Annotated in this window: 16 protein-coding genes; 5 read left to right on the top strand and 11 right to left on the bottom strand. The window is 65.2% G+C overall.

Annotation, left to right across the window (positions count from 1 at the left end; all coding sequences use genetic code 11):
* The first annotated feature begins 233 nt into the window (after positions 1-233).
* Entirely contained in the window at positions 234-1046 is an 813-nt protein-coding gene (locus tag AC5ZFO_RS14805; RefSeq protein WP_282522483.1) for a hypothetical protein, read from the top strand.
* On the opposite strand, the gene AC5ZFO_RS14800 is transcribed toward AC5ZFO_RS14805, so the two are convergent.
* From AC5ZFO_RS14800 to AC5ZFO_RS14770, 7 genes are all read right to left on the bottom strand, one after another.
* Positions 1018-2004 (bottom strand): ABC transporter ATP-binding protein, encoded by a 987-nt coding sequence (locus AC5ZFO_RS14800; protein WP_282522482.1) that lies wholly within the window; start codon positions 2002-2004, stop codon positions 1018-1020. The genes AC5ZFO_RS14805 and AC5ZFO_RS14800 overlap by 29 nt on opposite strands.
* A complete protein-coding gene (locus AC5ZFO_RS14795; RefSeq protein ID WP_282522481.1) occupies positions 2001-3008 on the bottom strand; it encodes an ABC transporter ATP-binding protein in 1008 nt (335 codons plus the stop codon). The genes AC5ZFO_RS14800 and AC5ZFO_RS14795 overlap by 4 nt, the downstream gene beginning before the upstream one ends.
* The gene (locus AC5ZFO_RS14790) at positions 3008-3901 is read right to left on the bottom strand and encodes an ABC transporter permease (RefSeq protein ID WP_282522480.1); all 894 of its coding nucleotides are present in this window, start codon (positions 3899-3901) and stop codon (positions 3008-3010) included. Before AC5ZFO_RS14790 ends, AC5ZFO_RS14795 begins: the two co-directional genes overlap by 1 nt.
* Before the next feature lie 9 nt (positions 3902-3910).
* On the bottom strand, positions 3911-4858 hold the full coding sequence (locus AC5ZFO_RS14785) for an ABC transporter permease (RefSeq protein WP_282522479.1): 948 nt from the start codon (positions 4856-4858) through the stop codon (positions 3911-3913).
* Between the two features lie 32 nt (positions 4859-4890).
* Positions 4891-6489 carry an ABC transporter substrate-binding protein gene (locus AC5ZFO_RS14780; RefSeq protein WP_496122198.1) on the bottom strand — a complete coding sequence of 533 codons (1599 nt, stop codon included), beginning with the start codon at positions 6487-6489 and terminating at the stop codon, positions 4891-4893.
* Positions 6490-6854: 365 nt separating this feature from the next.
* Positions 6855-8405: an AMP-binding protein gene (locus AC5ZFO_RS14775; protein WP_496122197.1), complete on the bottom strand. Its 1551-nt coding sequence runs from the start codon at positions 8403-8405 to the stop codon at positions 6855-6857.
* Positions 8406-8423: 18 nt separating this feature from the next.
* Positions 8424-9578 (bottom strand): iron-containing alcohol dehydrogenase, encoded by a 1155-nt coding sequence (locus AC5ZFO_RS14770; protein ID WP_282522476.1) that lies wholly within the window; start codon positions 9576-9578, stop codon positions 8424-8426.
* Positions 9579-10077: 499 nt separating this feature from the next.
* Between AC5ZFO_RS14770 and AC5ZFO_RS14765 the strand changes: the two genes are divergently transcribed.
* The 3 genes from AC5ZFO_RS14765 (at position 10078) to AC5ZFO_RS14755 (ending at position 15953) form a co-directional block, all read left to right on the top strand.
* Positions 10078-11301 (top strand): efflux RND transporter periplasmic adaptor subunit, encoded by a 1224-nt coding sequence (locus tag AC5ZFO_RS14765; RefSeq protein WP_496122196.1) that lies wholly within the window; start codon positions 10078-10080, stop codon positions 11299-11301.
* Entirely contained in the window at positions 11298-14468 is a 3171-nt protein-coding gene (locus tag AC5ZFO_RS14760; RefSeq protein ID WP_282522474.1) for an efflux RND transporter permease subunit, read from the top strand. Before AC5ZFO_RS14765 ends, AC5ZFO_RS14760 begins: the two co-directional genes overlap by 4 nt.
* A gap of 291 nt (positions 14469-14759) precedes the next feature.
* Positions 14760-15953, top strand: a complete 1194-nt coding sequence (locus tag AC5ZFO_RS14755) for an ABC transporter substrate-binding protein (protein ID WP_496122195.1) — start codon at positions 14760-14762, stop codon at positions 15951-15953.
* A gap of 159 nt (positions 15954-16112) precedes the next feature.
* On the opposite strand, the gene AC5ZFO_RS14750 is transcribed toward AC5ZFO_RS14755, so the two are convergent.
* Genes AC5ZFO_RS14750 through AC5ZFO_RS14735 form a run of 4 tightly spaced genes read right to left on the bottom strand, consistent with a single transcriptional unit; the run spans position 16113 to position 20711 of the window.
* Complete coding sequence (locus AC5ZFO_RS14750) at positions 16113-16499, bottom strand: MAPEG family protein (protein WP_282522473.1); 387 nt, start codon at positions 16497-16499, stop codon at positions 16113-16115.
* 27 nt (positions 16500-16526) lie between these two features.
* Positions 16527-17609 carry a lipocalin-like domain-containing protein gene (locus tag AC5ZFO_RS14745; RefSeq protein ID WP_496122194.1) on the bottom strand — a complete coding sequence of 361 codons (1083 nt, stop codon included), beginning with the start codon at positions 17607-17609 and terminating at the stop codon, positions 16527-16529.
* Complete coding sequence (locus AC5ZFO_RS14740; RefSeq protein WP_282522471.1) at positions 17599-20061, bottom strand: FtsX-like permease family protein; 2463 nt, start codon at positions 20059-20061, stop codon at positions 17599-17601. Before AC5ZFO_RS14740 ends, AC5ZFO_RS14745 begins: the two co-directional genes overlap by 11 nt.
* Positions 20058-20711: an ABC transporter ATP-binding protein gene (locus tag AC5ZFO_RS14735; protein ID WP_282522470.1), complete on the bottom strand. Its 654-nt coding sequence runs from the start codon at positions 20709-20711 to the stop codon at positions 20058-20060. Before AC5ZFO_RS14735 ends, AC5ZFO_RS14740 begins: the two co-directional genes overlap by 4 nt.
* A 146-nt stretch (positions 20712-20857) precedes the next feature.
* On the opposite strand from AC5ZFO_RS14735, the gene AC5ZFO_RS14730 reads away from it, so the two are divergent.
* Positions 20858-22195, top strand: coding sequence for an MFS transporter (locus AC5ZFO_RS14730; RefSeq protein ID WP_282522469.1), 1338 nt, complete (start codon positions 20858-20860; stop codon positions 22193-22195).
* Positions 22196-22312 lie beyond the last annotated feature (117 nt).

Below are 22312 nucleotides of genomic sequence, written 5' to 3'. Positions count from 1 at the left end.
CTCGTAGTGTGGGCAAAGGCGCGGAGCGCCGTGCCCACCACCATCCGGTCGGTATACCTGCACGGTGGGCACGCGTCGCTTTGCCCACCCTACGACACTGCACTCGAGCGTCCCAATAAATCCAAATATTCCAATATGATATTGCCTGCTTGATCTCGCTCACGATTTTTATTGAACATTGTTCAATTCCAGGCTACTAATACTGAGCGATGTCAAATCATGTGGAGGCCTGCATGTTGCGCGCAAATCACCACGCCCGAGAGACCGATGCCCTACTGCCGTCAGTGTCCCGCCGGTTCTCGTTCGCCGCGCCGCAAGTTCGCGAAAAATATCTGATCGGCGCACTCTTCGTCCTGACGCTCGTGGCGCTCCTCGCGCCGGCGCTGCCCGCATCCACCTGGCACATCCCGCATTTCGTCGACACTCGCATGTGGCTGGGCGTGCCCAACGCCGGCGACGTGCTGAGCAATCTTGCCTTCCTGGCGATGGGCGCCTGGGGCTTGCTGCGCCTGCGTGCCCACCCTGATGCGCCCGCGGGTGCAGGTTGCCTCTTCGTGGGTCTGATCCTCACGTGCATAGGATCGTGCGTCTATCATCTGGATCCCGAAGCGCCGCAGCGGCTGGTGGCCGATCGTCTCGGCATGGCGGTGGCGTTCGCGGGCTTTTTGGGCATTGCGGCCAGCGAGCGCGTCAGCGTGCGTGCCGGTCAGGCGGTGGTCGTGTTGGTGACAGTCGCAGGCCTGCTCGCGGCCTGGGTCGCATACGCGAACCTCACGCCATGGGTGGTCGTGCAGTTCGGCGGCATGGCGCTCGCTTTGGGGCTGGCGATGACTCGGCCCCGGCCCGGCGCACTTGGCGTGTCGCTCGGCGGCGTGATCTTCTTTTACGTGCTGGCCAAGCTTTTCGAGCTCGGCGATGCGACCATTTTCGAAGCGACAGGCCACATTGTCTCGGGCCACACGCTCAAGCATCTGGCCGCCGCGCTGGCGGCCTGGCCGGTGATCCGGGCGTTGAGGCCTACTGACCCCGCCCCGTCCCCCCGTTGAGCAAACACGCCACCTGGTGCCCATCGCCGGCATCCACCAGCGCCGGCCGCTCCGTCTTGCACCGCTCGATCGCAAACCGGCAGCGGGTGTGAAACGCGCAGCCAGATGGCGGATTGACCGGGCTCGGCACGTCGCCATCCACCAGCGGCGCGAGCTTCTTGGCAAACGGGTTCGCAACCGGCACTGACGCGAGCAGGGCCTGCGTGTAGGGATGGCGCGGATTGCGGAATAGCTCGTCCTTGTCGGCGATCTCGACGATGCGGCCGAGATACATCACGGCGACGCGATGGCTGATATGGGCGACCACGGCGAGGTCATGCGCGATGAAGAGATAGGAGAAGCCGTGCTGCTTTTGCAGGTCGATCAGGAGATTGATCACCTGCGCCTGGATCGAGACGTCGAGCGCGGAGACCGGTTCGTCGCAGACGATCAGGCGTGGCCCGAGTGCCAGCGCGCGTGCGATGCAGATGCGCTGGCGCTGGCCACCGGAAAATTGATGCGGGAAGTTGCGCATCTGATCAGGCCGCAGGCCCACCTGCTCGAACAGTTTTGCGGTACGCGCTTCCAGCTCCTTGCCGCTTGCGAGCCCGTGAACGGCGAGCGGCTCGCCGACGATGTCGCCGGCGGTCATGCGCGGATTGAGCGAAGCAAAGGGATCCTGGAACACGATCTGCATCGAGCGGCGATGCGGTCGTAGCGCGGTCTTGGAGAGACGGGTGATGTCCTCTCCGTCAAGGCGGATCTGGCCCGAAGTCGGCTCGACCAGCCGCAGCACACTGCGCGCCACCGTCGACTTGCCGCAGCCGGATTCGCCGACAAGGCCGAGCGTCTCGCCGGTATGAACCGAGAACGAGACGCCGTCGACCGCATGCACGGTGCCGACCTGCCGCCGTAACACGCCGGCGCGCACCGGATAGTGCTTCTTGAGATCGGTGACTTCGAGCAGCGCCTCGGTCATGCCACCTCCGCCACTTCCGCCGCGCGCCAGCACGCCGCGAGATGGCCGCCGCCCCAATCCGCGAGCGGCGGATATTCGGCCTCGCAACGCTTGATCGCGAGCTTGCAGCGCGGCGCGAAGGCGCAGCCTTTCGGCAACCGCACCAGCGACGGCACGGTGCCGGGAATTTCGTTCAGCCGAGCCTGCGCCGGCATGCCGGACGCCGGCACCGCCGGGATCGAGGCCATCAGCCCGCGCGTATAGGGATGCTTTGGCGCCGCGAACAGCGCTTCCACCGTTGCCTCCTCCACCTTTTTCCCCGCATACATCACGATCACCCGCTGCGCGGTCTGCGCGACGACGCCGAGATCATGCGTGATCAGCACGAGGCCGGTGCCGAGCTCCTTCTGAAGGTCGAGGATCAGCGCCAGGATCTGCGCCTGGATGGTGACGTCGAGCGCGGTGGTCGGCTCGTCCGCGATCAGCAGCGCTGGCCTGCAGGCGAGCGCCATCGCGATCATCGCGCGCTGGCGCATGCCGCCGGAAAGCTGATGCGGATATTCCCGCGCCCGCCGCGCCGGCTCGGGGATGCGCACCAGCCGCAGCATCTCGACCGCGATGTCCCGGGCTTCTCTGGCCGGCATCGCCCGGTGCAACCGCACCGCCTCGACGATCTGGTCGCCGATCCGCATCACCGGATTGAGTGAGGTCATCGGCTCCTGGAAGATCATGGAGATGCGATTGCCCCTGACGGCGCGCATCTCGGCTTCATCCAGCGCCAGCAGCTCGGTGCCTTCGAGCGTGACCGATCCGCCGATGATGCGGCCGGGCGGATCGGGCACCAGCCGCATCAGGGACAGCGCGGTGACGCTCTTGCCGCAGCCGGATTCGCCGACGATCGCCAGCGTCTCGCCGCGCCTCACGGTGAAGGAGACATCGTCGACGGCTTTGAACAGGCCGGAGTTCGTGAAGAACACCGTCTTCAGGTTCTTCACATCGAGCACGAGATCGGATTTGTCTGCCATCAGCCGCGCTGCCGGGGATCGAGGATGTCGCGCAGGGCGTCGCCGAACAGATTGGCGCCGAACACGGCGAGGCTGATCGCGATGCCGGGGAAGATCACCAGCCACGGCGCGGTGCGGACATATTCGGCGGCGGATTCCGAGAGCATGCGGCCCCAGGACGGATAGGGCTCGGGAATGCCGAGGCCGAGGAAGGATAGGGAAGCCTCGGTGAGGATGGTCGAGCCGAGCTGCGCGGTCGCGAGCACGATCAGCGGCGCCAGCGTGTTCGGCAGCACGTGGCGCAGCGCGATCCGCACCTCGCTCATGCCGATCGACTTGGCGGCCTCGACAAAGGGCAGTTCGCGTAGCGCCAGCGTGTTGGCGCGAATGACGCGCGACACGGTCGGGATCAGCGGAATGGCGATGGCGATGATGACGTTCGGCAGGGACGGACCGAGCGCCGCCGTCATGATCAAGGCCAGGACCAGCAGTGGAAGCGCTTGAAGGATGTCGGAGACGCGCTGGAACACGAGATCGACCCAGCCCGAGAGATAGCCGGAAGTGAGGCCAACGATGACGCCGATCGTGCCGCCAAGTGCCGTCGAGCCGATGCCGACGGCCAGAGAGATCCGCGCGCCGTGGATGATGCGGCTGAACACGTCGCGGCCGAAGGAATCCGTGCCCATCCAGTGCGTCGCGCTCGGCCGCGCCAGCGCACGGGCGGCGTCGATGGTCAGGGGATCGTAGCGCGCGATGAAGTCGGCAAAGATCGCCGTGAACACGAACAGCGTCATGATGATCAGTCCGGCCGCGCCCAGCACATGCCGCTGCGCCAAATACAGCACGCGCCGCCAACCGCCAGTCGCATGTGCGCCGGCCCGCCTCAGTTCGAGATCATAGTCAATCGCGGTCAAGCTGATCTCCTAATCCGTATACCGGATGCGCGGATCGAACACCGCGTAGAGCATGTCGACGATGAAGTTCGCGCTCACCACCACGACCGCAATCAGCATCACGAGGTTCTGCACGATCGGGTAGTCGCGCCAGCGGATCGCCTCGACCAGGAAGCGTGCGACGCCGGGGATGTTGAACACGGTCTCGGTCACGATCAGGCCGCCGATCAGGAACGCGGCCTCGATGCCGATCACGGTGATGACGGGCAGGATCGCGTTCTTCAGCGCGTGATGATAGTTCACGGCCGCATCGGACGCCCCCTTGGCACGCGCGGTGCGGATATAGTCCTGCCGCAGCACCTCGAGCATCGAGGATCGGGTGATGCGCATGGTCAGCGCCGCGCTGCGGAAGCCGACGGCGGCGGCCGGCACGGCGTAGGTTGCGAATGCCTCCAGCCAGGTCTGCGGATTGGGATTGAAGATCGGCATCTGGTTGAACATCGCCACAGACGCCGTGAGGATCAGCAGGCCGAGCCAGAACGAGGGCAGCGACAATCCGCTGAGGCTGACGACGCGCAACGCGTAATCGAGCCGTGTGCCCTGCTTCACCGCGCTGATGACGCCGAGCGGAATGCCGATCGACGCCGAGAACAACAGCGCCAGCCCGGCAAGCCGCGCGGTGATCGGGATCCGCGGCAGGATCTCCTGAAGCGCGGGCTTCTCCGAAACATAGGAGTAGCCGAAATCGCCGCGCAGAAAGCCGCTGATCCAGTGCCAGTACTGCACGACCAGCGGCTGGTCGATGCCGAGCTCCTTCTCCAGATTGGCCTTGTCGGCGGGATCGACATAGCCGGCCGCGGCAAACAGGATGTCGACGATGTTGCCGGGCACGATGCGCAGCAGGAAGAAGATGACGACCGAGATCCCGAACAGGGTCACGAGCATCAGGAACAGGCGCCGCACCAGATAGGCAAACATGCATCGCCTCCTGTCGAAACCGTCCGCCTGCGCTACTTGTCCATCCAGACGTCCTCGTAGCGATACCCGTTATAGGAGCTGTTCGACATCACCGTTACGCCCTTGACATAGGGCTGCCAGCAGGAGCCGGTGCGCGCGTGGAAGATGATCGGGCGGGCGACGTCCTCCTGCAGCTTCTTGTCGATGTCCCACACCAGCTTCTTGCGCTTGTTGACGTCGGTCTCCTGCGATTGCACGTCGAACAGCTTTTCGATCTCCTTGTTGCAGTAATTGGTGTAGTTGCGCTCGGAGCCGCAGGAATAGTTCTCGTAGAACGACTGGTCGGGATCGTCGACGGCGTTGCCGGTCAGGTTGAGCCCGAGCATGTAGTCCTTGCGTGCGATCTTCGGGAACCAGTTCGCGGTCTCGACCACGTCGAGCTCGCCGTCGATATAGATGCTTTTGAGCTGGTCGATCAGGATCACCGCGGGATCGCGATAGACCGGGATGTTGCGGGTCGAGACCTTGACGGCGAGATGCTTGTCCGGCCCGTAGCCGGCCTTCTGCATCAGCTTCCTGGCTTCCTCGCGGTTGGCGTTCACATCGGGGCCGTAACCGGGAATGCTCTCGAGCATCTCCTTAGGCATGCCCCACAGCCCGTTCGGTGGCGGCAGCATGGTGCCGCCGACATCGCCCTGGCCCTCGAACATGATCGAGATGAACGCCTTGCGGTCGAGCGACAGCGCCATGGCGCGGCGGATGTCGATATTGTCGAACGGCGGCGCAGACGAGTTGACGATGATGTTGGTGGCGACATTGTTGGGCTCGACCACGCAGACCGCGTTCGGCGCCTGCGATTTGACGTCCTTCAACAGCGGAATGCTCACTTCGGTCGGGAACGCCATGTCGAACTTGCCCGCGACGAAGGCGAGGATCGCGGTCGAACGGTTCGGGATGATGGTGAACTCGATGCCGTCGAGATAGGGCCGCCCCTCGCGCCAATAATCGGGATTGCGGGTCAGCTTGATCGATTCATTGGCCTTGAACTCGACGAATTTGAACGGGCCGGTGCCGATCGGGTGCGTGCGCATGTCGCCGGGCGAGACGTGGCAGGGATAGACCGGCGTGTAGCCCGAGGCGAGCAGGGCCAGCAGCGACGGCTGCGGCCGCTTCAAGTTGAAGGAAACTTCGAGGTCACCGTTGGTGGAGACGTCGTTGACCTGTTCGTACCAGGTCTTGCGCGGATTCTGCCGGAACTTCTGCTGCGACTTGCCCATCAACATGTCGAAGGTGCATTTGACGTCCGCGGAGGTGAACGGCTTGCCGTCATGCCATTTCACGCCCGGGCGCAGCTTGAAGGTCAGCGTCTTGTTGTCGTTGACCCAGGCCCAGCTATCGGCGAGTTCCGGAATGATGTTGTCCATCCTGTTCTGCGCCTCGTCCTGCTTGTAGATGACGAGGTTGTTGAACACGGGCATGAAGGGAACATTGAGCGAGTAGGTCGCGCCTTCATGGATCGAGGCGTTGCCGGGGCTGTCGCGGTGGTACATCCGCAGGATTCCGCCCTGTTTGGGCCCGCCGGCGAGCGTGGTGGTCGAGGCCGTCAGCACAGATAGCGCCGCCACTGCGGCGAGCGCCCACACGCTCCGCATGCTCATCCTCCCTGGACATTCGTCTTTTGGGCCTTTGCGGCCTGTTTGTCAGACGATAGCGACGCGCGTGCAGCGAGGCAACCGGCAAGGCCGCTCGCCGCCTCGACAATTCGGATGACGGAAGGCCGCAGGCGTTCACACTCTCTTCATGTGAGAGTGCAGGTGCGAAGGGATGGTTCCTGTGCGCGCAGCTGCCTCAACAAACTTCGCCGTCGTCCCGGACAAGCGAAGCGCAGATCCGGGATCCATAACCACAGGAAGTCGTTTGATGATGACTCGGAGTTACCTGCTCGCGCGACGACTCCCGCCGGTGGTTATGGGTCCCGGGTTCGCGACTTCGTCGCGCCCCGGGACGACAGTGGGGCTCACACGATCCTTGACGTCTTGTTCCCCCAATAGCGGTCCCGCAGCAGCCGCTTGTACAGCTTGCCCGTCGGCAGCCGCGGCAGTTCCTTCTCGAAATCGACCGAGCGCGGCACCTTCTGCCGCGACAGCGATTGGCCGCAGAAGGCGATCAGTTCTTCGGCGAGCGCCTCGCCCGGCACGACGCCGGGCATCGGCTGCACCACCGCCTTCACCTCTTCGCCGAGATCGGGATTGGGCACGCCGAACACCGCGGCATCGGCGACCTTCGGGTGGGTGATCAGCAGGTTCTCGCATTCCTGCGGATAGATGTTCACCCCGCCGGAGATGATCATGAAGGTCGCGCGGTCGGTCAAATAGAGGAAACGATCCTCGTCGACATAGCCGACGTCGCCGACCGTGCTCATGCTGCCGTCGGCCGAGCGCGCCTCCCTGGTCTTCTCGGGGTCGTTGAAATATTCGAACGACGATGCCGTCTTGAACCAGACCTGGCCCGGCGTGCCGATCGGGCACGCCCTCATGTTCTCGTCGAGGATGTGGAGGTCGCCGAGCAGCACCTTGCCGACGGTGCCGCGGTGGCTAAGCCATTCCTCGCTGTTGCAGGCGGTGAAGCCGAGGCCTTCGGTCGCGCCGTAATATTCGTGGATGATCGGCCCCCACCATTTGATGATGTCGTCCTTGACCAATGCCGGGCAGGGCGCTGCGGCGTGGATCGCAATCTCCAGCGACGACAGGTCGTAGCGGTCGCGCACCTCCTCCGGCAGCTTCAGCATGCGCGAGAACATCGTCGGCACCAGCTGAGTGTGGGTGATACCCCATTGCTGGACGAGCTGGAGATAACGTTCGGGATCGAACGTCTCCTTGATGATCACGGTGCCGCCCATGCGGATCGTGAGGTTCACCGCGGCTTGCGGCGCGGAGTGATAGAGCGGGGCAGGCGAGAGATAGACCATGCCCTCGCGGTAGTGCCAAAGTTTTGTCAGGAAATCGAACAGCGGCAGATTGTGCTTTGGCGGTTCCTCCGGCAGCGGGCGCAGGATGCCTTTCGGCCGTCCGGTCGTGCCGGATGAATAGAGCATGGCGGTGCCGAGCCATTCATCGGCGATCGGAGCCTCGGGCAGGTCGGCGGTCACCTCGGCGAGGCCGACGATGCGGTCGCTCTCGCCGGGGCCGTCGGCGACGATGCAGAGCTTGATGTCCGGACAGGCCTTGATCGCCTCGCGGGCGATGTCGAGTTTCGCAACGGAGGTGATCAGGATTTTCGACTGGCTGTTGACGAGGAGATAGGCGAGCTCGCCCGGCGTCAGGAACGAGTTGATGCAGGTGTAGTACAGCCCGGAGCGCTCGCCCGCACCGCAGGCTTCGAGGTAGCGCGAATTGTTCTCCATGAAGATCGAATAATGGTCGAGCCGCTTCAAGCCGTGCTTGCGAAACAGTTGCGCAAGGCGGTTGCTGCGCGCATCGAGCTCGCGATAGGTGACGGCCTCGCCGGTCGCAGCCATGATGAAGGCGGGCTGGAGCGGGCGTAGACGGGCATGCTGACCTGGATACATCAGTCCTCCGGCTTGAAATTATGCGGCGAGAAGCAGGATTTCGCGAATGTCGGCGGGGCCGTCGATCTTGCGCGGGTTGCGCGGGATCCAGTTCGTGCGCATCGCCTGTTCGGCAATGGCGTCGAAATGCTCGGGCGAGACGCGGACGTCGGCGAGGCTGCGCGGCATGCCGAGCGAGCGGATGAAGGCATCGAGCACGTCGCCGGCGTTGTGGCCGGGAAAACCCATCGCGGCGGCGACGATCATCTGGCGCTCGGCGTTGTCGCGCGCATTCCAGCGCATCACCGCCGGCAGCATGATGCAGGAGGTGTAGCCGTGCGGCACGTCGAAGGCCGCTCCCAGCACATAGCCAATGCCGTGGCTCGCGCCCATCGGCACGCCGGCGGCGAGCGCGCCCATCGACAGCCAGGTGCCGATCTGCGCATCCATGCGGGCGTCGAGGTCGGCAGGGTCGGCCTTCACCCGCGGCAGCGCGTCGGCGAGCATGGCAAGGCCCTTCACCGACTGCGCATCGGCATAAGGGTGCGTCTCGCGCGAGCAGATCGCCTCGACGCAATGGTCGACGGCGCGGATGCCGGTCGAGAGAAACAGCCATTCCGGCGTGTGCACGGTGATGGCGGGATCGAGGATGGTCGCGCGCGGCACCGTGAGCGGATGCCGCAGCATCTGCTTCACATGCGCGCCGCGGTCGGTGACGCCGGCGATCGCGCTGAACTCGCCGCCGGCGATCGTGGTCGGCACGCTGACCTGCCGCACGTCAGGGGCGGTCATCTCGGGCGCGACGCCCTTGTGGACGCGGATGCGCTCGATGCCGTCGACGTCGTCGATGCCGTTCGCAAGGCAGAGCTGCACCGCCTTGGCGCCGTCGGTGATCGAGCCGCCGCCCACGGTGACGATCAGGTCGGCGTTCACTTCGCGCGCCGCATTGGTCGCCGCGATCACCGCCTCGCGCGGTGTGTGCGCCGGCATGGCGTCGAACAGGCCGGCGCAACGCGCGCCGAGCGCGTCTTTGATCTTCGTGATTTCGTCGGTCTGCCGGTTCAGCGTGCCCGAGACCATCAGGAAGGCGCGGCGCGTTCCCAGCCGGTCCATCTGCGCAACGACGGCCTCGGCCGCGGGATGGCCGAACACGACCTCCTCGATCGCGCCGTAAACGACACGTCCCTGGTGCACGCCTGTCCTCCCAGGACAATTCGGCTTTGTTTTTCTACGAGCAATCTAGCCGAGCGGACGGTGTCCGTCATGTGCGAAGACGCTGGCGGCCTTCTTATCCTCCCCTGGAGGGGGAGGGTCGATCGCGCGTAGCGCGAGCGGGGTGGGGTGATCTCTCAACACGGGCACTGCTCAACGCGGAGAGACCATCACCCCACCCCGTCTCACATTTCGCTTGCGCTCCATGTGAGCCGACCCACGGGCGAGGTACGCTCGTCCCGGACCCCTCCAGGGGAGGGTGGTGAGCGTGCGCCTTGATCGCCAAGCTTGCGCACCGACGCGCATCAGCGGCCGCTTGCCATCATCACTCTTCCTGTCAACCCGCCATCAGGCCAGGGCATTCTTCGAAGCATTGCGCGTGCATCGGTCTTGAAGAGTTCATCATTGCCAACCATCTTGTGGCGCCCGCGGGTAGAGGCGTACCCTGCGTTTTTCGGCGGCTCTTATGCGAGGACCTGGGATGACTGGACCGGACGGAAGCGAGCAGTTTGTCAAAAAGCACGATTTCGTTCAGACCCGGCCCTGCGCAATGCCTTATGCAATTGCCGGCCTTCTCGCAGCGGCGTTCGCGCTCGCCGGTTGTGGGCAGCCCGCCACGCAAGCGTCGGCGCCACCGCCCGCGCCGGTGACCGTCGCCCAGCCGGTCAAGCGCACCGTCACCGATTGGGACGAGTTCACCGGCCGCTTCGAGGCGGTCGAGGAGGTGCAGGTGCGCCCCCGTGTCGGCGGCTTCGTCAACTCTGTCGAGTTCCAGGACGGCGCGATCGTGCATCAGGGCGACCTGCTCTACGTCATTGACCCGCGCCCGTTCGAGGCGGTGGCCGAGCAGGCGGACGGCCAGTTGTCCGACGCGCGTGCCAAGGTGGAGCTTGCCAAGCGCGAGCTCGACCGTGGTCTGAACCTGGTCCAGACCAGCGCGGTCTCAGAGCAGGCCGTTGACCAGCGCCGCCAGGCCCTGCAGGCGGCGCATGCCGCGGAGACGCAGGCCGCAGGCGCGCTGAAGGCTGCCCGGCTCAATATCGAGTTCACCCATGTGACCGCGCCGCTCACCGGCCGCGTCAGTCGCCATCTCGTCAGCCCCGGCAATCTCGTGCAGGGCAGCGATACCGGCACCTCGACATTGCTCACCTCGATCGTCGCGCTCGATCCGATCTACGTCTATTTCGACATGGATGAGGCGACCTTCATCAAATACAGCAAGCTGTGGTTCGAAGGCCGCCGTCCGAGCTCGCGCGACACCGCGAACCCGGTGCAGGTGACGCTCGCCGGCGAGACCAAGCCGTCGCATGAGGGCACCATCAACTTCCTGGACAACCGCCTCGATGTCTCAACCGGCACGCTGCGCAGCCGCGCCGTGATCAAGAACACCGATCTCTCGATCCTGCCCGGCCAGTTCGGCCGCGTCCGGCTGATCGGCAGCGCGCCCTATGAGGCGCTGCTGATTCCCGACGTCGCGGTCGCGACCGACCAGTCCCGCAAGATCGTGTTCGTCGTGAAGCCGGACGACACCGTCGAGGCGCGCCCCGTGGTGCTCGGTCCGCTCGATGAGGGCCTGCGCGTGATCCGCGAGGGGCTGAAGGCGGAGGACCGCGTCATCGTCAACGGCATCCAGCGCGCCCGCGTCGGCGCCAAGGTCGCTCCGTCTCCCGCGCCAGCCGGCGGCAAGCCCGGTGACAAGTCATGAACCTTGGCCGTCTCTCCATCAACCAGCCCATCCTGGCGATGGTGCTGTCGATCGTGCTGCTGATCGTCGGCGCGCTCGCCTATACCACGCTGCCGGTCTCCGAATATCCGCAAGTGGTGCCGCCGACCGTCGTCGTCACCACGCAATACCCCGGCGCCTCGGCGCAGACCGTGTCCGACACCGTCGCAGCTCCGATCGAGCAGCAGATCAACGGCGTCGAGGACATGCTGTATCTCTACAGCCAGGCGACCTCGAACGGGCAATTGACGATCACCGTCACCTTCAAGCTCGGGACCGACCTCGACAAGGCGCAGGTGCTGGTGCAGAACCGCGTCGCGATCGCACAGCCACAACTGCCGGACGAAGTGCAGCGCAACGGCGTCGTCACGCGCAAGAACTCGCCCGACATCCTGATGGTCGTGTTCATGCTGTCGCCGGACGATACGTTCGACCAGCTCTACATCTCGAATTACGCGCTGCTCCAGGTCCGTGACCAGCTGCTGCGGATCGACGGCGTCGGCGATATCCAGATCTTCGGCGCACGCGACTATTCGATGCGGCTCTGGCTCGATCCCGACCGTATCGCCAATCTCGGCCTGACCTCGACCGAGGTGCTGGCCGCGATCCGTGCCCAGAACGTCCAGATCGCGGGCGGCCAGATCGCCGAACCGCCGATCGCCGACCGCGCCTTCCAGCCAAACCTCGTTTTCACCGGGCGCTTGAAGGACCAGAAGCAGTTCGAGGACATCCTGATCAAGGCCGGCTCCGACGGCCGCACGGTGCGGCTGCGCGACGTCGCGCGCATCGAGCTTGGTGCTCTCGCGTATTCCACCAACAGCTTCCTGTTGCGCAAGTCGGCGGTTGCCATGCTGGTGACGCAGCGGCCGGGATCGAATGCGCTCGCGACTGCGAAAAGTATTTCCGACACGATGACGAAGCTCAAGGAGAGCTTTCCGAAGGGCCTCGACTACAATATCGGTTACAACCCGACCGAGTTCATCGCGCAATCGGTCCACGAGCTGATCAAGACCATCTACGAGGCCATGCTGCTGGTGGTCATCGTGGTGCTGGTGTTCTTGCAGGGCTGGCGGCCGGCGATCATTCCCATCATTGCGATTCCGGTCTCGCTGGTCGGCACGTTTGCAGTGATGGCGGCGCTCGGCTTCTCCATCAACAACCTCACTTTGTTCGGCCTCGTGCTCGCCGTCGGCATCGTGGTCGACGACGCCATCGTCGTGGTCGAGAATGTCGAACGGCATCTCGAGCACGGTTTGAGCCGGCGCGATGCCGCGCTCAAGACCATGGAGGAGGTCGGCGGCGCGCTGGTCTCGATCGCGCTGGTGCTATGCGCGGTGTTCGTGCCGACCGCATTCATCGGCGGCATTTCCGGCCAGTTCTTCCAGCAATTCGCCGTCACGATCGCAGTTGCGACCGCGATCTCCTGCTTCTGCTCGCTGACGCTGTCGCCGGCACTGGCCTCGCTGATCCTCACGCCCCACGCAGAGAAGCGGCCACCTGCCGCGTGGAATCTGATCGCGCGTGGTTGGAACGGCTTCACTGGTGTGTTCAACCGCGTGTTTGACCGGCTCTCGCACGGCTACGCCGGCCTCGCCAATTTCGTGATCCGGCACGCCGTGGTGATGATCCTGATCTACGTTGTGTTGATCGGCAGCGCCGGCTGGCTGATCGCGACCACACCGCAGGGCTTCATTCCCGCGCAGGATCGCGGCTATGTCATCATCTCCGTCCAATTGCCCGGCGCCGCGTCGCTGGCGCGCACCACGGAAATTGTGCGTGAGATCGAGCGGATCTCGCTGGACACGCCCGGCATCGTCCGCGTCGCCGCTTTCGCCGGATTCTCGGGGGCCACGCGCACGCAGCAGGGCAACGCAGCGGCGCTGTTTCCGGTGTTCGACGAGCCCGAAGCGCGGCTGAAGAAGGGGCTGACGGCGAACGCCATCACGGCCGAGCTGCGCAAGCGGCTCGCCGTGCTCCAGGGCGCGTTCATCATCGTCATTCCGCCGCCGGCCGTGCCCGGCATCGGCACCGGCGGCGGCTTCACCATCCGCATTCAGGACCGCCAAGGCCGCGGGCCGGAGCTGCTCGCCGCGGCCACCGACGAGCTTGTCGCCGCGGCGCGCAAATCGCCCTTGCTGCTCGGCCCCACAGTGTTCTCGCCGTTCTCGGCCAACACCCCGCAGCTCTTCGTCGACATCGACCGGACCAAGGCGCAGAAGCTCGGGGTGCCGATCGCCAACATCAACGATACGATCCAGACCTATTTCGGATCGACCTATGTCAACGACTTCAACCTGTTCGGCCGCACCTATCACGTCACGGCGCAGGCGGACTTCCCGTTCCGGAAAGAACCAAGCGATCTCTCGCGCCTGCGTACGCGCAACGCCTCCGGCGACATGGTGATGCTCGGCAGCGTGGTCGAGTTCAAGGACGTCTCCGGTCCCGACCGTGTCGCGCGCTACAATCTCTATGCGGCATCAGAGCTCCAGGGCGAGCCAGCGCCGGGCGTCAGTTCGACCACGGCGCTCAACACCATCAAGAAGCTCGCGGACGATATCTTGCCGAGCGGCTTCACCTTCGAATGGACTGACCTCTCCTACCAGCAGGTCACCGGCGGCAATGCGGGCCTGCTCGTGTTCCCGATCTGCGTGCTGTTCGTCTATCTCGTGCTCGCCGCGCAATATGGCAGCTGGACGCTTCCATTCGCGGTGATCCTGATCGTGCCGATGTGCCTGTTGGCGGCCACGATCGGCGTGCGCATCATGGGGCAGGACGTCAACATCCTCACCCAGATCGGATTCGTCGTTCTGGTGGGGTTAGCTGCAAAGAACGCGATCCTGATCGTCGAGTTCGCACGCGACATCGAGAAAGAAGGCAAGCCGCGGCTGGAGGCCGTGATCGACGCCTGCCGCTTGCGCCTGCGGCCGATCCTGATGACGTCCTTCGCCTTCATCCTGGGCGTCTTGCCGCTGGTGATCTCGTCCGGCTCCGGCTCGGAGATGCGGCAAGCGGTCGGCGTCGCCGTGTTCTTCGGCATGATCGGCGTCACCCTGTTCGGCCTGCTGTTCACCCCGATCTTCTATGTGGTGGTGCGGAACCTGGCGGAGGGGCGGAACGAGGGGAAGAAGCCGGAGGTGGTGGCCCCCTAATTGTCGGTGGCGGCCGCCAGCGTATCCACACCCCCCGCTGTCGTCCCCGCGTCGGCGGGGACCCATACCCCCAGGAAGAAAGATGGGGCGAAGCTCGTAACCACGAGTCTTCGCCAAATCTCTCCCTGTGGTTATGGGTCCCGGGCTCGCGCTACGCGCGCCCCGGGACGACAGCTCGATTTGTCGCACCATCCTCCATACTAACGACCAACATGAAATGGATGGGCAGGCGCGGGGTTCTTCACTAGTATCCGCGCGATTTCAAAACAGAAAACTGCTGGGAGCCAACATATGAAATCAGCACTTTTGGCCGCTGTCGCAACGTCTGCTCTGTTGCTCGCTGCGCCGGCCTCCGCCCAAGGCGTCAAGATCGGCATTCTCAACGATCAGTCCGGCGTCTATGCCGACTACGGCGGCAAATACTCGGTCGAAGCCGCCAAGATGGCGATCGAGGATTTCGGCGGCGAAGTGCTTGGCCAGAAGATCGAGATGGTCACCGCCGATCACCAGAACAAGCCGGATCTCGCCACCTCGATCGCGCGGCGCTGGTACGACGTCGAGAACGTCGACATGATCACGGAGCTGACAACCTCCTCGGTCGCGCTCGCGATCCATGAGCTCTCCAAGGAAAAGAAGAAGATCGACATCGTCGTCGGCGCCGCGACCTCGCGCCTCACCGGCGATGCCTGCCAGCGCTACGGCTTCCACTGGGCCTATGACACCCGTGCGCTCGGCGTCGGCACCGGCGGCGCGCTGACGAAAGCGGGCGGCGACACCTGGTTCTTCCTCACGGCCGACTACGCCTTCGGCTATGCGCTGGAGAAGGACACCAGCGAGATCGTCACCGCCAATGGCGGCAAGGTGGCCGGCTCTGTCCGCGTGCCGCTCAATTCGTCGGACTTCTCCTCCTTCCTGCTCCAGGCGCAGAGCTCGAAGGCGAAGATCGTCGGCCTCGCCAATGCCGGCCTCGACACCACCAACTCGATCAAGCAGGCGGCCGAGTTCGGCATCGTCTCCGGCGGCCAGAAGCTTGCCGGCCTCCTGATGACGCTCGCCGAGGTGAATGGTCTCGGCTTGCAGGCCGCGCAAGGCCTGGTGCTGACCGAGGGCTATTACTGGGACCTCAACGACCGCACCCGCCATTTCGGCGAACGCTTCTTCAAGCGCACCAGCCGGATGCCGAACATGATCCAGGCCGGCACCTATTCGGCGACGCTGAGCTATCTCAAGGCGGTCAAGGCCGCCGGCACCAAGGACCCTGACGCGGTCGCCAAGAAGCTGAAGGAGCTGCCGGTCGACGACGACTTTGCGCAGGGCGGCAAGGTGCTCGAGAACGGCCGCATGGTCCACGACATGTATCTGTTCGAGGTCAAGAAGCCGTCGGAATCGAAGAAGCCGTGGGACTATTACAAGCTGCTCGCAACCGTCCCCGGCGACAAGGCGTTCTTCGCCGCCAAGGACAGCGGCTGCCCGCTGACGAAGTGAGGCTCTCGTGTCCCGGACGCGCTGCAGCGTGAAACGCTGCTGCGCAGGGCCGGGACCCACACTTCTCCACGGGTCGCGGCCAGACTGGGTCCCGGTTCAGCGGCGCAGCGTTACACGCTGCACCGCGCCCGGGACACGGGCGCACGTGATGCCGCCCCCTCACACCATCCGCAACACCACCGCCCCCAATGCCCCCGCCCACAGCGCAATCGCTGCGATGCCCTGGATCGCAAAGCCCGGGCCGCGCTTTGCCGCCGCCTTCGAATAGCCGATGAAGTAGACGATGCGGCCGATGATCCAGACCGCGCCGATCCCGGCTGCAATGGCGTCGCCGACATAGATCGCGAACAGCCAGAGCGCCGGCAGGAAGACCGGCATCCATTCCAGCGTGTTCGCCTGGATGCGGAAGGCGCGCTCGAAATCAGGGTGGCCCGACATCGCCGGCACCTTGACACCGGTCTTGGTGCGCGAGCGCGAGACGTTGATGCAGGTGAACATATAAAATGCGATCGCCAGCAGTGTGACGAGGGCGGTGAGATGATACATCGCGGATCCTTCTGAGGAGGTCGCGCTTCAATAGCCGGTCAGCTCGAGATAGCCAACGCCGTCATGCGTGCCGGCAAAGCTGATTGGCCCTTCCCAATAGGAGAAGCCTGTCCCCATCCAGGCTTTTGGATTAAGCGGCTTGCAGGCAATCGAGAGCGATCGTGAGGGGATCGCGATCTGCCATTCCACCGGAAGCTTGCGACCCGCGATCTCGGCGGTCGCTTTCGGACTCATCTGGATATCGCCACCCGCGATCATCTGCGTGTCGCCCGCGGCGCTGATCCAATTGCCGAATGGATAGTCCTGGCCGTCCTTCTGGCGCAGCCGGTACAGCATCAGCTTGTCGCCGGATGCGAGATGCAGCGACAGCCAGTCCCAGCCGGTCTGGTCGGCATCGAGCGGCTGGCTGCTCCACTCGCGGTCCATCCAGGCCTGGCCCGAGACATCGACGGATTTGTCGTCGATCATGAGGCTGCCGCGCGCGCGGTAGAACGGCTGGCTGTAATAGTAGGACGCCTGCCCGCGCTCGGACTTGCGGCTGTAACCGTGATCACCTTGCAACACCACCGGTCGATCGGCCTCTAACGTCAGCGCGTAGCTGAAGTCGGGGCCCGATGCTTTCAGCGCCAGCGGTGCCAGGGCGCGATCGTCGGTGCGCTCAAAACCCTTCATCTCCCAATCATCGATCCACGCCGCAAATGGCTTTGCCGTGACGCCGGCCTGCCCGATGCCGCCGCGGGAAAACACCTCGTTGAAGCGGTGGGTCTCGGCGCGCGTCACTGCCGCATGCGCCATCCAGATCTGCTGATTGGCCCAGCCCTCTCCTTGCGGGCCCGGCTGCGCCGCCTGGCGGAACAGCGTCCATTGCAGGCCGCAGGCCGCACCGCTGCTATCGACGAGGTTCGCCGTGAGATACCACCATTCGATGCGGAACTCCGGATGCGGGCCGTGATCGGCCGGGAAGCTGAACGTCTTTCCCGGTGTCACCTTCGCAAAGCCGTCGGCGGTCTCGCCGAGCCCGGCATAGCCTTGCGCGCCGGCGCGGCGTGCAGCCGCGAGGGCGGCGATACCGCCGGCGAAGGCGCGCCGCGAAATCCTGTCAGCGCTCATTGGCAAACACCTTGACGAGGCTCGCCGGCTGCATCCGCGCCAGTCGTATCATCGGCAGCAGGGCGGCAAGCAGCGAAGCGACCAGCGCGACCGCGACCAGCTCGACCAGCTGCAGCGGAAACACGTGGAACGGCAGCCGCCAGCCGAACGCCTTCACATTGACGATCACGATCAGGCACCACGCCACCAGCAATCCGAGCGGCACGGCCAGCAGCGAGGTGAACAGCGCAACCGACAATGTCTTGGTCAATTCGATCGCGGCAAGGCGCGGCCGCGTGATGCCGATCGCCCACAGCGGCGCGAGCTGCGGCAGGCGCGAGTTTGCCAGCGTCAGCAGGCTGGTCAAAAGCGCGATCCCGGCCACGCCGAGCGTGAAGGCATTCAGCGCCGACGTCACCGCAAAGGTGCGGTTGAAGATCCGGATCGATTCCGCCTTCACGGTCGCCTGGTCGGCGACGCTGCGGTCGTCGAGCGCGAACTGCTTCTGCAAAGCTGCGATCAGGCCGGGGATATTTTCCTTCGCGACGATCAGGCCGATCCGCGTCTGCGGCGTCTGCGGGAAGTGCCGGATCAACGCCGCGACATTCACCGCGAGCTGCCCCTTGGGGTTGCCGTAATCGGCATAGATGCCGGCGATGTCGAGCTCCCAGGTGCCACCCGGTGCCGGCACCTCGATGACATCGCCGACGCGGACGTTGAGGCGGCGGCTCAACTGCTCGCTGATGAAGGCGGCATTGCCCGGCACGAGCTGGGTCCAGGCGCGCGGCGCGGTCTCCAGCAGCGGCCAGCGTTCGCGATAGAGCGCGTGATCGGGCAGGCCGAGCAGCTCCACCGGCTGGCCCTGCACCTGCGTATCGGCGCGTCCGCCCGACAGGATCGCCTGCACGTCGCTGCGCTCCTTCAGCCAGCCCCGGATCGCTACGCCTTGCGCATTGTCGGAGGCGCTGATGTAGACGTCGGCGGCAAGCCGCCCGTTGAGCCAGCCGACGAAGGTACGGCTGAAGGTCTCCACCATGGTGGACACGCCGACATTGACGGCCAACGCGAGCAGTAGCGCCATCAGGGCCAGCGACAAGCCGGAGAGCTGTTGCCGGCTGTCCGCCCAGAACCACAGCGCCAGCGGCCCCTTCGCCCAGCGCTGGCCAACGAGCAGGATGATCTCGAGGAATGCCGGCAGGATCAGCGCCGCGCCCAGCATCAGCGCCCCGAGCACGCCGAATCCCGCAATCAGCGACTGTCCGTAGTGAAGCAACAACAGCGCGACCGCAAACACGGCGCAGGCCGCGCCGCTCTGCAGGACCAGCCAGCGGCGCTGCCGCTGCTGCCAGGCGTACGGCTGGGCAGTCGCCAGCACCGGCATCCTGATCGCCTTGATCAGGCTGGTCGCGGCGGCCACGAGTGCACCCGCAATGCTGATGCCGATACCGGCAAGCCACCATTCGGAGCGCAGTGTGAGCTGGCCCGGGATCTGCGCGCCATACAGCCCGCGCAGCGACGCCGCGACGTCGGGCAGCAGCGCAGCCGCGATGAAATAGCCGCAGGCGAGCCCGATCAGCCCTGCGACCAGCGCCAGTGCCACCAGCTCGACCACCAGCACGGTGTTGACCAGACGCGCCGAGGCGCCGCAGGCCCGCAACGTGCGCAGCATCGGCAGCCGCTGCTCGAAGGCGAGGCCGACGGCGGAGTTGACGATGAAGAGACCGACGAAGAAGGACAGCAGGCCGAAGGCGGTCAGGTTGAGATGGAAGCTGTCGGTGAGGCGCTCCAGCTCCGTCTCCGCATTCGGCTCGACCCGCTGCAACTGCTCGCCAACGACGCTCGCCAGCGGCGCTGGCTTGCCCCTGGGCTTGCCGACCAAAAGCCGCGACACCTGGTCCGGCTTGTTCAGCAGCCGCTGCGCGACGCCGATGTCGACGACGAGTACGCCGGACACGAGCTGCGGCAGCACGCGCAGCGGCGGCAGTTTTGCGCCGCTGCTGATCGGCGGTGCCGCGCCTTCCTGTTCCTGCAGATCGCTCAGCGTCTCCCGCGCCACCAATGTCTGGCCGGGCGACGCAACAAAACTGCTCAAATCCGAGGCGCCGAGGCGCGGCGCGTTGCCGACGTCGGCCGGCATCGTCACCGGCTCGATGCCGAGCAGCCGCACCGAACGCCCATTGACCTGGACGCGGCCTTCCAGCACCGGCGAGACCGGCCAGCCCGCGCGGCGAAGTTTTATGAACAGCTCCTGCGAAAAGGTCGCGGCATCAGGCGCCACCAGCATCGCCGTGCGCACGCCGCCGAACGTCGCCGCCGCGCGATCATAGGCATTGCGGGCCTGCTGGTTGATCGCCTGTACGCCGCTCCACAGTGCGGTCGCCGCGATCAGCCCGATCAGGAGCGTCGCGAACTGCATCTTGTGCCGTCGCCAGTGGCTCAGCAGCACCGCGAGGACCCACAGCGCGCGCCTCATGCGATCCGCCCCGCATGCAAGGTGACGTGGCGGTCGAGCGTGCCGGCGAGATGCAGGCTGTGCGTCACCATCAGGAAGCCGCAGCCGGTGCGCGTGACGAGATCGCGCGTCAGCGCCAGCACGTCGTCGGCGGTATCCTCGTCCAGATTGCCGGTCGGCTCGTCCGCGAGCAGCAGCGACGGCTTTGTCGCCAGCGCCCGGCCGATCGCGACCCGCTGCTGCTGGCCGCCTGATAATTGCTCTGGATAACGCTTGAGCAGATTGCCGAGCCCGAGCCGCTCGATCAGCTCCTTTGACCATGCCGCATCGTGACGGCCGGCGATCCGCGCCTGGAAGGCCAGATTGTCGGCGACCGAGAGGCTCGGGATCAGATTGAACTGCTGAAAAACCAGGCCGATGCGGTCGCGCCGCAGCTCGGCCCTGCCCGCGTCCGAGAGCTTGGTGACCTCGGTGTCCTCCAGGCGAATTGTGCCGCTGTCGGCCGCGTCGAGACCCGCGATCAGGTGCAACAGCGTGCTCTTGCCGCTGCCGGACTCGCCGGTCAGCGCGACGCGCTCGCCGGCCTGGAGGTCGAGATCGACACCGCGCAGCACATGGACCGGCTCGCCGGCCGAGGAGAAGGTCTTTGAGAGGTTTCGGATGCTCAGCAAGGTCAATGCGCCGGACGGAATTAACTCAATGCTGCGTAGCACACTTGCCGTGGAAATGCCGGGGTTGCGTTGGCCTTGAAGCCGTTGTTAGCTCCCAAGACGGCCAAATCAAAAACGTGCCGACAAAAAGACATACGGGGAGAATGATGAGCGCTCAGGGAACGCCCGACGTTGCGGGCAGGACGGCAGGGGAAGCCAAGGCAACGCCGAAGGGCGCCTGGACCGTCACTTTTCTCCTCTTTCTCTTCATGGTGGTGAACTTCGCGGACAAGATCGTCGTCGGTCTCGCCGGCGTGCCGATCATGACCGATTTGAAGCTCGATGCCGAACAATTCGGCCTGCTCGGCTCCTCGTTCTTCTTCCTGTTCTCGATCTCGGCCATCGTGGTCGGCTTCATCGTCAACAAGGTGCCGACGCGCTGGGTGCTGCTGACGCTGGCGGTGATCTGGGCGCTGGCGCAGTTCCCGATGGTCGGCACCGTCTCGTTCACCACGCTTCTGATCTGCCGCATCGTGCTCGGCGCGGGCGAGGGACCTGCCTTCTCGGTCGCAGCCCATGCCATCTACAAATGGTTCCCCGACGAGAAGCGCACGCTGCCGACCGCGATCCTGTCGCAAGGCTCGGCCTTCGGCGTCATCCTGGCCGTGCCGGCGTTGAACTGGGTCATCGTCAATCATTCCTGGCACTACGCCTTCGGCGCGCTTGGCGTCGTCGGACTGCTCTGGGTCTGCGCCTGGCTGACGTTCGGCAAGGAAGGACCGCTCGAGGATACGCAGGTTCTCGCCGTCACGGAGCCGAAAATCCCTTATGTGCAGCTGCTGACCTCGCGCACCTTCCTCGGCTGCGTGGTCGCGACCTTCGGGGCCTATTGGGCGCTGTCGCTCGGCCTCACCTGGTTCACGCCGTTCATCGTCAAGGGCCTGGGCTTCTCGCAGAGCCAGGCCGGCTACGTCTCGATCCTGCCCTGGGTGTTCGGCGCGACCGTCGTCATCCTCACGGGGTGGGTCTCGCAGGTGATGATGGCGCGCGGCTACACGACGCGCATCTCGCGCGGCGTGCTCGGCTCGGTGCCGCTGATCATCGGCGGCCTGATCCTGGCGATGATGGCGCATGTGCAGGGCGCGGGCCTGCAGATCGCGCTGCTCGTCGTCGGCTCCGGCCTGTGCGGCGCGATCTATGTCGTCTGCCCGCCGATGCTCGGCGAGTTCACCCCGGCCTCGCAGCGCGGCGCGGTCATCGCGATCTACGGCGCGCTGTACACGCTGTCGGGCATCATCGCGCCGAGCGTGATGGGTGCCGTGATCCAGCGCGCCGGCAACATGGTCGACGGCTATCTGACCGGCTTCACCATCAACGCGGTGGTGATGGTCGGCTCCGGTGTCATCGGTCTGCTGCTGCTGTGGCCGAACACGGAAAAGGCCAGGCTGAGCCGCGGTGCGGCTCCGCAGGCCGCGGCACTGAAGGGCGCGGTGTCGCCGACGTAAGGGGCGGTCTTCTGACCCTCCCCTGGAGGGGGAGGGTCGATCGCGCGAAGCGCGAGCGGGGTGGGGTGATCCCTCCGCTCGGGCACTGTTGGATGTGGAGAGACCGTCACCCCACCC

Source organism: Bradyrhizobium sp. Unk1 (genome assembly GCF_059512345.1).
This window is presented reverse-complemented; position numbering and strand designations above follow the sequence as displayed.

Bases quoted from the DNA above. Each gene is read 5' to 3' on its own strand.
- AC5ZFO_RS14805 (WP_282522483.1), top strand. From the start codon at position 234: ATGTTGCGCGCAAATCACCACGCCCGAGAGACCGATGCCCTACTGCCG.
- AC5ZFO_RS14800 (WP_282522482.1), bottom strand. From the start codon at position 2,004: ATGACCGAGGCGCTGCTCGAAGTCACCGATCTCAAGAAGCACTATCCG.
- AC5ZFO_RS14795 (WP_282522481.1), bottom strand. From the start codon at position 3,008: ATGGCAGACAAATCCGATCTCGTGCTCGATGTGAAGAACCTGAAGACG.
- AC5ZFO_RS14785 (WP_282522479.1), bottom strand. From the start codon at position 4,858: ATGTTTGCCTATCTGGTGCGGCGCCTGTTCCTGATGCTCGTGACCCTG.
- AC5ZFO_RS14780 (WP_496122198.1), bottom strand. From the start codon at position 6,489: ATGCGGAGCGTGTGGGCGCTCGCCGCAGTGGCGGCGCTATCTGTGCTG.
- AC5ZFO_RS14775 (WP_496122197.1), bottom strand. From the start codon at position 8,405: ATGTATCCAGGTCAGCATGCCCGTCTACGCCCGCTCCAGCCCGCCTTC.
- AC5ZFO_RS14765 (WP_496122196.1), top strand. From the start codon at position 10,078: ATGACTGGACCGGACGGAAGCGAGCAGTTTGTCAAAAAGCACGATTTC.
- AC5ZFO_RS14760 (WP_282522474.1), top strand. From the start codon at position 11,298: ATGAACCTTGGCCGTCTCTCCATCAACCAGCCCATCCTGGCGATGGTG.
- AC5ZFO_RS14755 (WP_496122195.1), top strand. From the start codon at position 14,760: ATGAAATCAGCACTTTTGGCCGCTGTCGCAACGTCTGCTCTGTTGCTC.
- AC5ZFO_RS14750 (WP_282522473.1), bottom strand. From the start codon at position 16,499: ATGTATCATCTCACCGCCCTCGTCACACTGCTGGCGATCGCATTTTAT.
- AC5ZFO_RS14745 (WP_496122194.1), bottom strand. From the start codon at position 17,609: ATGAGCGCTGACAGGATTTCGCGGCGCGCCTTCGCCGGCGGTATCGCC.
- AC5ZFO_RS14740 (WP_282522471.1), bottom strand. From the start codon at position 20,061: ATGAGGCGCGCGCTGTGGGTCCTCGCGGTGCTGCTGAGCCACTGGCGA.
- AC5ZFO_RS14730 (WP_282522469.1), top strand. From the start codon at position 20,858: ATGAGCGCTCAGGGAACGCCCGACGTTGCGGGCAGGACGGCAGGGGAA.